This window comes from Sphingobacteriales bacterium, assembly GCA_016711285.1.
Classification (GTDB): Bacteria; Bacteroidota; Bacteroidia; order Chitinophagales; family UBA2359; genus JADJTG01.
On record JADJTG010000013.1, the window covers coordinates 542,954 to 559,004 of the forward strand.

The following is a 16,051-nucleotide window of genomic DNA, read 5'->3' on the forward strand; positions in this document are numbered from 1 at the left end:
TACGTCCCCCTCAATACCTTCACCTGCGACCTCAACAACCTCCTCATTCCTTCTGCCAATGCCTGCGACCCACCCTTCGAAATGGACATCAGCAGTGCCACCGACTTTATTTATTGGTACGCCGCCCCCGAAACCCAAGAACCCGAAGTAGTGAGTAATATTGTAGATGTTGAGTTGTGTACAAATTTACCAGCTAGTGCTTTAACCTGCAATTGTGGCAGAACCGCCCTCAGCAGCGGCGATATTTGTAATTTGGCTGACGACCCACGCCGCGATGCACTCATTCGCAGCAAAACCCGCGAACTCGTGCGCACCGGTAAATTAAACGAAGCGGTAGGCTTTTTGGAGTGTCTCAATTCGCGCCTCAGCCGTCGCCTTTTGTTGCCGCATTATATCGCCAAAGGACAACTGAGCCAAGCCAATACCTTGCTCAATGAAATGAAAAACGCCGCCGCCGCCAAAAGCAATACGCTCAATGAGCAGGAAGACAGCAATTTTGTGGCATACTACGAAATTTTGCTGGCTTTGCGCTCCGATACCACCCTTACTCCCTTCGACCTCAACAGCGAACAACGCAGTCGTTTGCAGGCGATAGCCGCCTTCGATACCTACAGTTCTTATCAGGCGCGTGTGCTTTTAGAAATTATTGACACTACGCTCACCGAAATAGACCCCCTCATCTACGACTCCGACAACAGCGATTGGGACTGTGCCGAAGGCGACCCCGACAGCGATGCAGACGGTATTTGCGATAAACAGGATTTTTGCGATGGCAACGACCTGCAAGACAGCGACGGCGACTTTATCCCCGATGCCTGCGACCCCGAACCCTATTGCGGCACGGCAGACTACAGCACTGTGCTACATACCTCCGGCAGCGACAGCCTCTATAGCCGCCAATACTGGATAATGAGCGGCGATACCATAGCCGCCGGCGCACAAGTGGAGTATCGCGCAGGCGAATATATCGACTGGCTGCCCACATTCGAAGCGCGGCAAGGTGCTTGGGTAGATGCCAAAATAGAAAATTGTGCTGCTCCCCCCGCCGCCAAAAAACAATTGTACGAGCCGCCACCACAAGGGCTGCGGGTATATCCCAACCCGAGCAATGGGGAAGTGTTTTTTGAAAGCGACACCCCTTTTACACAATTGATATTCAGCGATACACAAGGCAAAACAGTGGCTCATTACAGTTTCAAAACAGCGATATCGGTGTATCGCTGTCAGATGCCACAGCTTGCCGCCGGTATTTACTTATATCAGGTTCAATTGCAGCAGGGCAGCAGCAAAAGTGGAAAATTGGTGATAATAAAATAAATAATAGCCTTGTTTAGCAAAAAAAACTACCTCAGGAATTTCAATGTATTGCCTTGAGGTAGTTTTTTAATTATTTTTAAATTTTAAAAATATATAGTATGAAACACCCAATACGATTAGTATTTTTTTTGATACTTTATTCTGTACAAGCACAGGTTTTATTTGAAAAAGATTTTGCCATAAAAGATATTCAAAATGGCTTTAATTTGTTAAAATACAAAGAAAATGAATTTTGGATAGTTGGAAACACATTAAGTTGGGATAATCAGCTTTGGCAGGCATACATTTTGAGGTATGATACTTTGGGTATTGTAAAAAATACTGTTCTACAAAATGAGTCGGAATATGAAAGTTCTTTTTATGCTGCCGCAAAAGGGAAGGATGGAAATTGGGTACTTATAGGACAACGCAATGAAGCAAATGAAAATATATCTGTATGGAATACTTTTGCAGGTTTTTGGAAATTTGATGCATTTTGGTACACCAAAGAGATAGGGAATACCAGTTATTATAATTTTTGTACATCTATTGTACCAACAGAAGATAATGGATTTATAGCGGGAGGACAATTATTGTTGTCGCAGAGTGATGACGACCCCTTAGACGGACACTACCAACCCTACATCATAAAAATAGACGAGAATGGAGATAAGGAATGGGAATTAATCATAGAGGGATACAGTGATGATAACAAAGTAACCGACCTGCTTGCACTACCCAATGGCAACTTTTTAGCCTCCTGCTTAGTGAATTGGCAACCGTGGAATAGTAATAATCCATCTGACATTGCATTAATAGAGTTTGATGAGTCAGGAATTATTATACAACAAAAACTAATAGATTGGGAAGTAAATGAAGTATTGTGGGATTTATATGTTTCTGATTCTGATTATATAGCAGCCTATAATAATCAAGATAGCACTTATATAATGAAATTAGACCTTAATTTCGATGTGGTTTGGAAAAGCGAAGAGATAACAAATAATTGTAGTATATTCCAACCAATGGTCTTAATTAATGGAGATATAATAGCGGGTGGGTGTTATAGAACTAACTTGATTGATTATGCATTACAAGCACAAATAATTAAACTCAACAGCAACGGCGAGCTACTCTGGCGCAGGCTATACGGCGGCGAAGAAAACGACTACGGCTATGCCCTCTTGCGCGATACAGACGGCACGCTGTGGGTAACGGGCAGATACGAGAGTGGTTTAGAGAGCGTTCCGGTACTCAATGGTCAGGGGGATACGCTCTACTTTGGCGGTCGTGCCAATGTATATTTGCTGCACACGAATTGCTTGGGCTTGTTGGAAAATCCCAACATTACCTTCCAAAGCACCCAAAACGGCACCGATGTCACCTTCACCGCCGACACCTTGGGCTTTCGGGGCGAGCCGTATAGTTTGTGGTGGGACTTCGGCGATGGCAGCGAACCAGAGCCTACGCCAGCAGGCACTACACAGCAGCACGTTTATGCCCAAAACGGCGTATATTGGGCAACGCTCAATGCCTACTTCTGCGACACCCTGAGCGTGGGTCAGTGCATACGCATCGGCACCACCGAGCAATGCCCCGAAGAATGGACAGTGGGCAACGAAACAATGCCGCCGCTCACAGGCAACCATATCGCCGCCACCTACACCGCCGCCGACCATACCCTCCACTTTTGGGCAGAGCTACCGCCTTGCGAGGCACAACTCTACGATGTAAGCGGCAAAATGGTGGAGCAAGCGCAGATTTCGGGCAGTCGCTGGCAGTTGCCGAGTTTGCCGCAGGGGGTGTATTTTTACCGTATTTTCACGCAGCACTCCAAAACCCCCCTCGCCGATGGAAAATTTGTCGCTCCTTAAATGCTTGTTGCTGCACCTAAAGAACTGCTACCCTCGGCAGGATATACATCGTGCTGCACCTAAAGAAACGCTACCCTCGGCGGGATATACATCGTGCTGCACCTAAAGAAACGCTACCCTCGGCGGGATAGGTATCGTGGTTCACCTAAAGAACTGCTACCCTCGGCGGGATAGGTATCGTGGTTCACCTAAAGAACTGCTACCCTCGGCAGGATATACATCGTGCTGCACCTAAAGAAACGCTACCCTCGGCGGGATAGGTATCGTGGTTCACCTAAAGAATTGCTACCCTCGGCGGGATAGGTATCGTGGTTCACCTAAAAAATTGCTACCCTCGGCAGGATATATATCGTGCTGCACCTAATAAATTGCTACCCTCGGCGGGATAGGTATCGTGGTTCACCTAAAGAACTGCTACCCTCGGCAGGATAGGTATCGTGGTTCACCTAAAGAACTGCTACCCTTGGCAGGATATATATCGTGCTGCGCCTAATAAAGTGCTACCCTCGGCAGGATATATATCGTGGTTCACCTAAAGAAATGCTACCCTCGGCGGGCTTGTATCGTGCCGCACCTAAAGAATTGCTACCCTCGGCAGGATATATATCGTGGTTCACCTAAAGAAATGCTACCCTCGGCGGGCTTGTATCGTGCTGCACCTAAAGAACTGCTACCCTCACTTATAACTTTGACAAAGTTGAAACAAAAAATCAGTAACTTTGCAGCCGTTCTAAGTGTCAGATTGTTGGTATAATAAAAAACAAAACAATCTTTTTCTTTTCAATCATCTTCATTTTAATCCATGAAACGACATTTTTTGCATTACACTGTCGCTTTTTATAGCTTTTTATTTTCATCAGTGGTCATTGCCGCCGATACACCGCCGCAAGAGAACGATTTTTTGAGCCAAACGCGCCAACTTATCTATGAGGGAAAACGTTCCGGTGAAGGTTATTTTTCACCAGACGGACGCTACCTGATTTTTCAGAGCGAGCGCGAAGCTGCCAATCCTTTCTACCAAATATATGCTTTAGATTTAGAAAGCGGCGATGTTCAGCGCGTATCGCCGGGCAAAGGCAAAACAACCTGTGCTTTCTTTATGGGCAATAGCCAAAGGGTTATTTTTGCTTCATCGCACGAAGACCCGCAAGCTCTTGATAAACAAAAAGCAGAATTAGAATTTCGCGCTTCGGGCAATAAACGCCGCTACTCGTGGGATTATGAACCTGCCATGGATATTTTTAGTGCCAATGCAGATGGTAGCGACCTGAAAAACCTCACCCATACCAAAGGCTACGATGCCGAAGGGGGCGTGTCGCCTGACGGCAAACTCATTGTTTTCTGCTCCAATCGCAGTGCTTTTGAACAAACATTATCGCCCGAAGACCAGAAAAAATTAGAAATAGACCCTGCTTATTTCGGCGAAATTTATTTGATGAATGTCGATGGCTCTCAAGTGCGCCGCCTTACCCAACAAAAAGGTTACGATGGTGGTCCTTTCTTTTCGCCCGATGGCAAACGCATCATTTGGCGGCACTTTGAAGAAAAGGGCATCGTTGCTGATGTTTTCAGTATGAACCTCGACGGCAGCGATGTACAACGCCTCACCGATTTCGGAGCGATGAGCTGGGCTCCTTATTATCACCCTTCGCAAGAATATTTTATTTTCGCCTCCAACAAATTGGGCTTCAGCAATTTTGAATTATACATAGCCGATGTTGCGGGAAAAAAAGAGCCGGTACGCATCACTTATACCGATGGTTTTGACGGCTTGCCTGTTTTTTCGCCCGATGGAAAAAAACTTTGCTGGACAAGCAGCCGCACCACCGAGGGCAATGCGCAGTTGTTTTTTGCCAACTGGAATCACGAGGCAGCTTTGCGGGCTTTGGCAGGTGCCGCACCGCGCAGCAGTAGTAGCGATATGCCCGATATGTCGCCGCACGCCCACCACAGCCACGAGCAAGCCGATATGGAGGCAACGGCAGTTGCCCCTCATACAGCAGTTTTTTCCGCCGGCTTTTCGGTGAATGATTTTAAGGAAAAAGTAAATTATTTGGCTTCCGATGAATTGCAAGGGCGTGGCACCGGCTCGCAAGGCATTGAAAAAGCGGCACAATACATCAGCGCACAGTTTCAACAACAGGGGCTGCTCAGGGTAAAAGAAAAATATTTATACGGATTTGATTATACCGCCGGTGTGAGCCGTACTGCCGACAATCGTTTTTCGGTAGATGGCGGCAAGCAAGCGATAGTGGCAACGGATACACAAGCACAACCGATTTCTTACAGCCAAAACGGTACAGTAAGTGCAGCGATGGTATTTGTAGGATATGGTGTTAAGTTGCCCGAAGGTTTGGATTATCAGTACAATTCGTACAAGGGCTTAAATGTGCAAGATAAAATAGTATTGGTATTGGAAGGTGCGCCGGATTTTGACAGCGCATCGCAGCAAGATGAATTACAAACCGAACGCTACACGGCGGCACGCTACAAAGCAATGCTGGCACGCGATATGGGCGCAAAAGCGATTGTTTTTATCGGCGAAGTAGAGCTTTTTTCATTCGACGGCAAGCGCGAAGGCGGTACGGCGGGTTTGGCGGTATGGGAGATAAGCGAAAATTTTGCACAAAATTTATTGGGTATTTATGATAAAGATATAAAAACGATAAAAAGAAATTTAAAAACCTACAACCCGCACGGCGAGCCGGAAACTTTTGAATTGATGCACCTGAACGCCACCCTCCTTACCGAATTGAAAAAACAAACAGCACGCGACAACAATATAGTGGCTTTGGTTCCGGCGGCGGAAGCAGCTGCACCTTATATTGTAATCGGGGCGCACTACGACCATCTCGGGCACGGCGAACACGGCGGTTCGCGGGCAGTGGCGGGCGAAGAAGGAGCCATTCACAATGGAGCAGACGACAACGCTTCGGGTACGGCGATGGTAATGGAATTAGCGGAATATTTTGCGGATTTACAAAAAAAATCACCCGAAAAAATCACTAAAAATTTAGTGTTTGCTTTGTGGAGCGGTGAAGAAATGGGCTTATTGGGCTCGCAATATTTTTGTGAAAACCTGCCTTTTGATGCCAAAAATATAGCGGCATATTTCAATTTTGATATGGTGGGTCGTATGAAAGACAACAGCTTGATAATACAAGGCGTGGGTTCGGCTGCCGAATGGAAAAAATTAGCCGAAAAGAAAAATATTGCCGCCGGTTTTAATCTCGCGCTCACCGCCGACCCATATTTGCCCACCGATGCTACATCTTTTTACAAAATAGGTGTTCCCGTGGTCAATTTCTTTACGGGCTTGCACGATGATTACCACCGCCCCACCGATGATGCCGACAAACTCAACTACGCCGATATGGAGCGCACGGCGCAATTTGCCGCCAATTTGATACAGGAAGTATCGAAGCCCGAAACTACTTTGACGTACCAAAAAACGGATATGAGCAATACCCAGCAGCAGGTGCGCAGTTTTTCGGTGTATTTGGGTACTATTCCCGATTATGCCGCCGAAGTAGAAGGCGTAAAACTCAGTGGCGTGCGTGGCGGCAGTCCGGCGGAAAAAGCGGGTTTGCAAGGTGGCGATATTATCAAAAAGTTGGCAGACAAGGATATTAAAAACATCTACGACTACACTTATATTTTGAGCGAACTGAAACCCGCCCTTGCCGTTCCTGTTGTTATTGAGCGCGAAGGTACTCAGCAAACGCTTTCCATTATACCTTTGACGAAATAGCACAGAGTAAGCCGATTTTTCTGTTCATCATTGATTCATGTCGCATCATTCCACGCGCAAATTTTTCGGCAATGCCGCACTGTTGGTATCGCTGAATATGGCGGTAAAAATGGTGTGGATTTTGGTGATAGAGCGCGGTGTTCAAAATGAAGTAGGTGCTGCCGAATACGGCAATTATTTTGCCTTGTTCAATTTTACATTGCTGTTTCAGGCACTATTGGATTTTGGAATTAATAATTTCAATACACGCACCATTGCCGCCCAACCTGCCTTATTTCGCTCTTATTTTTCTAATGTTTTAGCTCTTAAAATAATATTAGCGATAGTATATAGCATCGTGATGGCGGTGGTGTCGCGCTGCTTGGGCTATCAAGATGATCAGTTGTATTTACTTTTTTTATTAGTACAACAACAAATTTTGTTGTCAGTGTTGTTGTTTGCACGCTCCAATGTAGCGGCACTGCAATATTTCAAAGCCGACAGTATTTTATCCGTCACCGACCGCACTTTGATGATAATATTGGTGGGGTTGTTAGCCGCCGGAGTTTGGCTGCCTTTGAATATCACCCATTTTATATATGCACAAATCATAGCTTTATTGCTGGCAGTGCTTTTGGGCATCTTGTTGTTGAGAAAACAATTGGGGCAAATTGATTTTAATATGAATATCCGCCTGATGAGCGATATTATAAAAAACAGTGTTCCTTACGCGCTTTTGGCATTGTTGATGGCAGCCTACACGCGCAGCGATGCCGTTTTGCTGGAGCGTTTAGTCCCCGAAGGTGTGAAAGAAGCGGGTATTTATGCGGCTGCTTATCGTTTGGTAGAGGCGGGAAATCAGGTGGCGGTATTGTTGTCGTCTTTGCTGCTGCCTTGGTATGCGGCGCGTTTGGATATGCCCCTTGCCATACAGCGCATAGCGGAATGGTGCGCTGCTTTGCTGGCATTGGCACTATTGCCGGTATTGGCGGCGGGCGTGTGGCAGGGCGAAGCTGTTATGAAATTGCTGTATCACGATGCTACGGCTACATATAGCAGCACATTGGCAATTTTGTTGCCCGCTTTGTTGGGTATGTCATTAATTTATGTATATGGCACTTTGCTCACGGCATATCATCGTTTGCGGCTGTTGAATATAATCGCGGCGGCGGCAGTGCTGCTGAACGTAGGCTTAAATATATGGCTGCTGCCGCTTTATCGCAGCGAGGGGGCGGCAATGGCGGCATCGCTAACACAACTGAGCGTGGCGGCTTTGCATATTGTTTTCAGCTATCAGGTGCTGCAATCGGCTTTTCCGGCAAAGGCTTTTATCAAACTGCTCCTGTATGGCTTGCTGTGTATGACTTTATTTTATTCCACTACTTTTCTAAATGTCGCTTGGTGGCTGCAAACGGCAATAGCAATGTCGGGGTGTGTTTTTATAGCTTTATTGTTGTATAAAAACAAACTGAAAGAAAAGCTGCCGACATTTTGATGTATCAAAAAGGCATTTCCTCCGCCAAAAGCGTATTTATTTTCGTGCAATAAGGTCGGTATAAAAGCTCTTATCATCGGCTTTGGCTTGCAAAGCGGCGGCATCATAATTTCCCAAAATATTGCTATTGAGTCCTGCTTGTTGGAGTAATTGCAAATATTGAGCTACAGACGTACCCGCTTTTTGGAGCGCATAAGGCCATACTTCGCCCATCAGCAAAAGCGGCTGCGAGCGTTGGAGTAGTTGGCTCATTCCTTTAAAAGCATAATATTCGTAGCCCTGAATATCAATTTTGATAAAATCCACTTTTTGGGGCGTTGGGATTACATCGTCTAAAGCCACACAGGGGATTTCGGTATAGGGGCGACCTTCGCCGCTGTCAAAAGTTTGATGATCCACATTGAGGTCGGAGGAATGAAACAGTTTGATGTTGCCGCTTTTTTCGCCTACTGCCGCTTGATGCAGCACCACATTGGAGCAGTTGCGCACATTGTTGGACAAATGGCGAAAATTGGTGGCATCGGGTTCAAAAGCATATACTTTTCCCGATTTTCCTACCAACCGCGAAAGGAGCAAAGTATAAAAACCGATATTAGCACCGATGTCTAATACCGTCATACCTTCTTTTACATAATTCCGTATTTCGTTGATACGGTCGCGGTCGCTGCTTTTTTTATAAGCAAAATACAAAGGCTTATAGATAGGATAAGCCGTTTTGTACAATTGATTGAAGAATTTTAACAAAATATAAAAATTTAAGGGGGTTAATGACAAGGAATATCTTCCTCTTCTTTGGTTGCTGCTTCAGAAACGGGGCGATAGTGCGGCAAAGTATTGTAATACTCCTCATTTTGCAAAAGCGGGTCTTGCGTGTTTTTTTGCCACTGATGGAGCCGCTGCCGCAAATCAGATAAAACATCTTGATAAAGGCTGTCATCTGCGATATTATTCAACTGAAAAGGGTCTTTTTGCACCTCGTATAATTCTTCTGCGGGCTTCGTTACAGGATATAACAACTGTATCCAATCATTAAAAATCTTATCCTTGCGATGCTGGATTAAAAATTTTTTGGTAGGAGAATTATCGCAGTCAGCCAAAAAAGAAGTTGCTTTTTTTTGATAATTTTTGATATATAAAAATTGGGTATTGCGATAAGCGCGTGTCGGCGGAGAAATGGCAATTTTATTTGTTGTATTAAATCCGTGCCGATTGAATTCCAAAAAGACACTGTCGCAGGCAGGTAGCGGCACTCTCTGTGGCAGCAGATAAGGTTTCAAAGAGCTGCCAAGCATCGTTGAAGCAACGGGCACACCCGCCAAATCCAGAATAGTGGGCGCAATATTGAGCAGGCTCACAAAATTTGTGTTTTCGCAACTATGTTCTGCATTTAAAAACATAGGAGCATAAATCAGCAAAGGCATACGAGTACCTGCATCGTAGAGTTGGGTTTTTCCGTGCGGAAAAGCCATTCCATTATCGCTCACCACAATGATAATAGTATGATGCAATATTTTTTTTGCTTTGAGTTGTTGCACCAATTCCTTTAGTTCATCGTCCATTTCGCGCACATTTTGATAATAATCGCACAAATCCAAGCGTACCGAGTCGGTATCGGGCAAAAACGGCGGCACTTTTATTTGTTGGGGGTCAATACCTTTCTTTTTTCCTTCGCCAAATACAAAAGGGCGATGTGTTTTGGTGCTGCCGTACCACAGAAAAAAAGGCTGCGAGGAGGATATTTGTTGAAAAAACTCCTCAACAGATTTTATTTTTTCACCTGCCGGATCTTCGGTATAGCCGCCTTGCTGCCAACTGCCCGGACTCCAGCCTTTGCCGATACTGCGAACAAAATAGCCGTTTTTTTCTAAAATTTGTACAAAAGTAGGGATTTTTATATCCAAGCTGCCCCACAGTACGCCGCCTGCCCCAAGTTGGTGAGCGTATTGTCCGGTGAGCAAAATAGAGCGTGCCGCCGTACAGGAGGGCGTATTCATAAAGGCATTGGAAAAGCGAACGGCACCGTTTTTTGCCAAAAAATCGTAAGTAGGCGTTTGGGCTAAAGAATCGCCGGCAATGCTCGTATGATACGACCAATCATCGCCTACGAACAAAATAATATTCGGTGCAGGGGGCGTTGTTTGAGCAGTAGCTATAAAAGGCGACAATATAAAAAATGCCAATGCCCACAGCAATAACACACAGCGTTTTTTATAATACTTTTTATTCATTTTTCGGCAAAATGTAGATTGTGGCTTATATTCGTTGAAAAATTGCTGCAAATATCTGAATATTTTTATAAAAACCCCTGCAAGGTTTATACGCTTTAAAATGACGATTTGCAGATATAAGCATCAATAATTTGTTCAATGAAGGATAATAAAGAGAATAAAAATGTTCCATTAATTGCACATTCTGCCGTAGGAATTATCCAAAGACTCACGGCACTGTGGGCATTTTCGGAGAGCGCATTAGGCGGAATGCTACATGCACTAAAAACTCCTTTTACGGGTTTGGCAGTGGGCGGTATGGCAATGATTATTATCACCCTTATCGCACATTATTCCGAAAAAAAAGCTACTTCAATTATTCCCCAAAGCCTGATAGTAGTGCTGCTGATAAAAGCAAGTTTAAGTCCTTTTACACCTTTTACTGCTTATATTGCGGTAAGTTTTCAGGCGGTGGCAGCTATTGTATTGTATCGTATATGGGGGGTCAATAAATGGAGTATTACAATTTTTTGTGTGATAGCGATGTTAGAGTCGGCACTTCAAAAATTATTGGTGCTGACCTTCTTTTTCGGTACTTCCTTTTGGAAAGCCATTAATGAATTATTGAAATACATTGCCCAACAATTGGCTTTTATACCTATTGAAACAGGGAGTATGTATCTGATAGCGGTTTATATCGGTATTTACGCGGTAGGTGGTTTGTTAATAGCGCGATTGACAGTACAATTACTACAAAATTTACAAGAACCTCTGCCTCATTATACAATGCAACTGAATGTTGTTGCTTCTCAAAAGCTGTTATTGACGGAAAATAGCAAAAAAACGGCGGTTTTTCAAAAAGCTTTGTTGCCGGTAATATTGATGTTGTTTATATCGTTGGCGGTATCTGTTGTTTTATATTATTTTTCATCAGACGAAAAAAATATAGGGGGTGCGGCACTCTATCCTTTTTTCCGAACTGTAGCTGCCTTATTATTGTGGTATGTGCTGCTTTTTCCTGTTTTCAGATGGCTACGGCGATATGGATTGCAACAACAGCGCAGCGCACACTACACACAGGAAATAGAACAGGCACTGCAATTATTCCCTTCATTAAAAAACAGCAGCCGCCTCGCTTGGGAGCAAAGTGGAGTGCAAAAAAAAGGCAAACAAATACGCTTGTTTATATTTGTGCGCCTATTGATATTATATACGATTACGCTTGAATAAGAATATGGTATGATAAAAAAAGAGGAGGATAAATTATTAAAAATTCTAATTGCGCCTTTAAATTGGGGTTTAGGACACGCCACGCGCTGTATTCCGCTCATTCGCTATTTATTGGAGCGCGGCGATATAGAAGTGTGTGTAGCCTCAGAAGGGGCGGCGTTGCGGCTGTTGCAGCGCGAATTTCCGCAAGTGCGCACCTTAGAAATCGGTAGCGAAACCATCATATATCCGAAATCGGGTACACTTTCTTGGCACATTGCCCGCCAAATACCGGCGATATTGCGCAATATACGACACGAACACCATTTTTTACAACAACTCCTGCAACGCGAAACTTTCCATGGTATTATTTCCGACAACCGCTATGGAATGTACAGTCCGCATATTCCGAGTGTCATCATCACCCATCAGATTTTTTTAAAAACCGCCTATACCTTCACCACACCTGTAATATGGCGGGTGCTGCGCCGTTGGCTGCTGCGTTTTGAGGCTTGTTGGGTTCCTGATAGCGGCGATATACAAAATAATCTTTCCGGCGATTTGGCACACAGCAACACGCTGCACCATTGGCTGCCGCAGGCGAAATACATAGGAGCTTTGTCGCGCTTTGAGCCGCCGCCCGCCAATACAGCAAACCAGCCCTTAAAATACCGCCTGTTGGTGCTGTTGTCGGGACCTGAGCCGCAGCGCACCTGTTTGGAGGATTTGCTGCTGCAACAATTACCTTCAATAGACGGAAAAATAATGATAGCACGGGGACTTCCTCAAAACAGCGACATTATTCCGCCATCATTTGAGCAACTGCCCCAACACATCAGCATCTGCAATTATTTAGATACGCCCGCCCTTCAGTCAGCAATTGCCGCTTCGGAATATGTATTGTCGCGCTCCGGCTACACCACAGTAATGGATTTGGCGGTATTTCAAAAAAAAGCACTTTTTATTCCCACACCCGGGCAAACCGAACAAGAATATTTAGCACAAATGCTGCACCAACGCCGACAAGCAGTTACGGCACCACAGCACCGCTTTGATATAGCCGCGATGCTGCACGAAGCCGCCGCTTTGCGTCCTTTACAGTTGCCCAACACACCACATTCTTTTCAAGAGATATTAAAAGCGTGGGTAGAAAAAAAAATTGAGCATTTTCCAAAATAAAAGCGGATTTTTGCGCCATGAAACCTCAAATTTCGCTGCTGACATACAATGTAAACGGAGTGCGTGCCGCCATGAACAAGGGGCTGTGTGAGTTTTTGAAAGAGACACAAGCCGATGTAGTGCTGCTGCAAGAGACCAAAGCTACACGCGAACAAGTAGATGTAGCAGCTTTTGAGCAATTGGGATATGCTCATCATTATTGGTTCAGTGCCGAAAAAAAAGGATATAGCGGCGTGGCTATTTTGAGCAAGATAGAGCCTTCGGCGGTATATTATGGAATGAACAACACATTTTTTGATGCCGAAGGGCGTGTATTGATGGCAGATATTGGCGACCTGAGCATTATTAGTTCCTATTTTCCTTCGGGCGGCTCCGGCGAAATCAGGCAGGCACTGAAAATGGAGTTTTTGGATATAATATTTGATTATTTAGAAAACTTAAAAAAACAAAAACCCCACCTCATTATTTCGGGCGACTACAACATTTGTCATCGCGAAATAGACATACACGACCCCAAAGGCAACCGCAACGAATCGGGTTTTTTACCGGAGGAGCGTGCTTGGTTAGATAAATTTTTTGATGCCGGATTTATTGATGTATTCCGCTATTTTTACCCCGAAAAAGCCCACGAATATACTTGGTGGAGTTATCGTTCGGGAGCACGCCAAAAAAACAAAGGCTGGCGCATCGATTACCACGCTGCCACCGAGCCTTTGCGGGAGCGTTTGCGCAGTGTGCAGCATTTTCCGCAGGCTCTACAATCCGACCACTGCGCCGTACTGATGGAAATAGCCATGTAGTGGATATTTTTTTGCAAAAACCTTGTTATTCAGTATTTTATTTACCTTTGTACATATTATATTATCAATAATACACATCATTACAGCCTTGTCTGTTTTTTGTAGCGGCAGATGTGGGCAATTAAAAGATACAAGTTTATTATCCTGTTTCGTGAGAGTCTCTTATGATGCAATTTATAAAAAGAATAAGAATTTTCTTTTTTCATTATTTTTTGGATAATGAATTAAAAAAAGCCGAAAATCTGCCGCGCACGATGGTGGGTTTTGAAGCAGCCAAAACCATCGGCATTTTATTTGACGGTACCAATATGAGCGACCAAAAAGTGGTAGAATCTATTCAGGAAAGCTGGCGGCAAAAAGGAAAAAAAGTGAGGGTACTGGCATTTATAAATGCTCCTGCCGCCAATAGCCACCTGAATATAGAAAGTTTTTCGCGAAATGATATAAATTGGTATTTAAAACCCATATCGCCTTTGGTGCATAGTTTTATCAACAGCGAATTTGATATTTTAATGAATGCCTATTTTGAAGAAAACCTGCCTTTGGAATATATTTCTACTTTGTCCAAAGCAAAATTCAGAGTGGGGATTCCTTTGCCGCACAGCACACATCACGCCGATTTTATGGTACAAATCAAAGAGCCTTCCTTGCAAGTTTTTTTTGATACACTGAAGCATTATCTGAAGATTTTTACCACTTCCTGAAAAAAAATTATCACCCGCCTATAAAAAAATAAACCGATTAAACCGTACAACGGTAACCTGTCTGCTTTGTGTTTTTAGTGTGTATATGAATCAGCTGTATAGATTTTTTTTGATAAAAGTTGTGCAAGTTTTTTGTGCGATAATCGGAATAATGTACAGTTGTGAAGCAGCAGCACAAAATTTTTTCCCTTCTGTTGCCGATAGTCTTTCCCCTTCTTACTGGGTGGTGCGTTCCATTGATATTTCGGGCAATAAAATTACGCAGGAGCGCATCATCTTGCGCGAAATGAACATTGCGGCAGGCGACACTCTGCAAGCCGCCGACATCAAAAAGCGGCTTACTTTCAACGAACAGCGTATTTACAACACGCGCCTGTTTAACAACGTGGAGTTGATGTTGCAACCCGACAGCACCGCTGCCACTAATGATGCCGTCCTGTATATTCGCGTCACGGAGCGATGGTTTTGGATGCTGTTGCCTGTATTTGAGCTTGCCGACCGTAATTTTAATGTATGGGCACGGGAGCACGATTATCGTTTAAGCCGCACGAAATACGGATTTTATCTAATCAACTACAATATGCGGGGCTTGAGCGAAACGCTGGCAATGAATTTTTTGTGGGGTTATTCGCGGCGGGCACTGCTGCGTTATCAGTCGCCTGCCATTGATCGCCGCCGCCGTGTGGGTATTACCGGACACGCCGCTTATGTAGCAGAGCGTGAAATAGCATATACTACCGACCATAACAAACAGCTCAATTATGCCCACCATACCTTTTCTAACCAACGCTGGGAGGGGTTTTTGCAGATGCAATACCGCCGTTCATTGCTCAAAACACACCAATTTCGCATTAGCTACCTCAATAATGGTATTGTAGCAGAAGTAGCCGAAAAAAATCCCGAATATTTTGGTGCATCTCGATTGCAACAATCGCAGTTGCAGTTGAGCTATATTTTTGGAAATGATCACCGCGATATTCGCGCTTATCCCTTGCAGGGGTACTATTTCAAGGCATTGGTAACGGTATCGGGGATATTAAAAAGTGCCAATTTTAATGCACTTACTTTTGAAGCACAATACAGCCGGTATAAAAATCTCTCAAAAAACTGGTTTTGGTCGGGAAATATAAAATCTCGGCTCACTTTTTCAAATTATTTGCCCTACAATATGGTATATCGTTTGGGTTTCAATGGTTCATTTGTGCGGGGCTACGAATATTATGTCGTAGAAGCACAACGCTATGTACTGTTGCGCAATGCGCTCAAATGGCGCGTGGTGAATACGAGTTTTAGGAATCCATTGAGTCGGCGGGTTCAATTTTCAAAAATTCCCCTGCAAGTGCTGCCAAAATTATATGCAGAAGCGGCAGCAATCGGCAACGATTTTAGTTATGGCGATAATCCGTTCAATCGTTCTTGGCTATTGGGCTATGGAGTAGGAGTGGATATATACAGTTTTTATGATTTTACTTTGGGCATAGAATATTCGTGGAATCGTCACCGAGACAAAAATCTGCTTTTTCAGGTAAATATCAATTATGAGCTATAAACATACTT

At 44.3% G+C, this 16,051-nt stretch carries 11 protein-coding genes; 9 read left to right on the forward strand and 2 right to left on the reverse strand.

All coding sequences use genetic code 11. The annotated features are described in order from the left end of the window. Window positions 1–81: 81 nt before the first annotated feature. The 4 genes from IPL35_11740 (at window position 82) to IPL35_11755 (ending at window position 8,395) form a co-directional block, all read left to right on the forward strand. Window positions 82–1,317 carry a T9SS type A sorting domain-containing protein gene (locus IPL35_11740; GenBank protein ID MBK8444034.1) on the forward strand — a complete coding sequence of 412 codons (1,236 nt, stop codon included), beginning with the start codon at window positions 82–84 and terminating at the stop codon, window positions 1,315–1,317. Window positions 1,318–1,445: 128 nt separating this feature from the next. Next, entirely contained in the window at window positions 1,446–3,170 is a 1,725-nt protein-coding gene (locus IPL35_11745) for a T9SS type A sorting domain-containing protein (GenBank protein MBK8444035.1), read from the forward strand. Window positions 3,171–3,972: 802 nt separating this feature from the next. Then, entirely contained in the window at window positions 3,973–6,921 is a 2,949-nt protein-coding gene (locus IPL35_11750; GenBank protein ID MBK8444036.1) for a M28 family peptidase, read from the forward strand. 37 nt (window positions 6,922–6,958) lie between these two features. Further along, complete coding sequence (locus IPL35_11755) at window positions 6,959–8,395, forward strand: oligosaccharide flippase family protein (protein ID MBK8444037.1); 1,437 nt, start codon at window positions 6,959–6,961, stop codon at window positions 8,393–8,395. A gap of 36 nt (window positions 8,396–8,431) precedes the next feature. On the opposite strand, the gene IPL35_11760 is transcribed toward IPL35_11755, so the two are convergent. Together IPL35_11760 and IPL35_11765 are read right to left on the reverse strand one after the other, a co-directional pair. Continuing rightward, window positions 8,432–9,118 (reverse strand): FkbM family methyltransferase, encoded by a 687-nt coding sequence (locus IPL35_11760; GenBank protein MBK8444038.1) that lies wholly within the window; start codon window positions 9,116–9,118, stop codon window positions 8,432–8,434. 41 nt (window positions 9,119–9,159) lie between these two features. Then, window positions 9,160–10,623, reverse strand: coding sequence for a sulfatase (locus IPL35_11765; GenBank protein MBK8444039.1), 1,464 nt, complete (start codon window positions 10,621–10,623; stop codon window positions 9,160–9,162). Window positions 10,624–10,761: 138 nt separating this feature from the next. Here IPL35_11765 and IPL35_11770 point away from each other — a divergent pair, with 138 nt between their 5' ends. The 5 genes from IPL35_11770 to IPL35_11790 all read left to right on the forward strand — a co-directional run bounded on the left by IPL35_11770 (window position 10,762) and on the right by IPL35_11790 (window position 16,043). Next, window positions 10,762–11,832, forward strand: a complete 1,071-nt coding sequence (locus IPL35_11770; protein MBK8444040.1) for a hypothetical protein — start codon at window positions 10,762–10,764, stop codon at window positions 11,830–11,832. 9 nt (window positions 11,833–11,841) lie between these two features. Then, window positions 11,842–12,990, forward strand: a complete 1,149-nt coding sequence (locus tag IPL35_11775) for a glycosyltransferase (GenBank protein ID MBK8444041.1) — start codon at window positions 11,842–11,844, stop codon at window positions 12,988–12,990. Window positions 12,991–13,019: 29 nt separating this feature from the next. Beyond that, window positions 13,020–13,790: an exodeoxyribonuclease III gene (xth, locus tag IPL35_11780; GenBank protein MBK8444042.1), complete on the forward strand. Its 771-nt coding sequence runs from the start codon at window positions 13,020–13,022 to the stop codon at window positions 13,788–13,790. A gap of 164 nt (window positions 13,791–13,954) precedes the next feature. After that, entirely contained in the window at window positions 13,955–14,494 is a 540-nt protein-coding gene (locus tag IPL35_11785; GenBank protein ID MBK8444043.1) for a hypothetical protein, read from the forward strand. A gap of 151 nt (window positions 14,495–14,645) precedes the next feature. Continuing rightward, window positions 14,646–16,043 (forward strand): BamA/TamA family outer membrane protein, encoded by a 1,398-nt coding sequence (locus IPL35_11790; GenBank protein MBK8444044.1) that lies wholly within the window; start codon window positions 14,646–14,648, stop codon window positions 16,041–16,043. The last annotated feature ends 8 nt before the right edge of the window (window positions 16,044–16,051 follow it).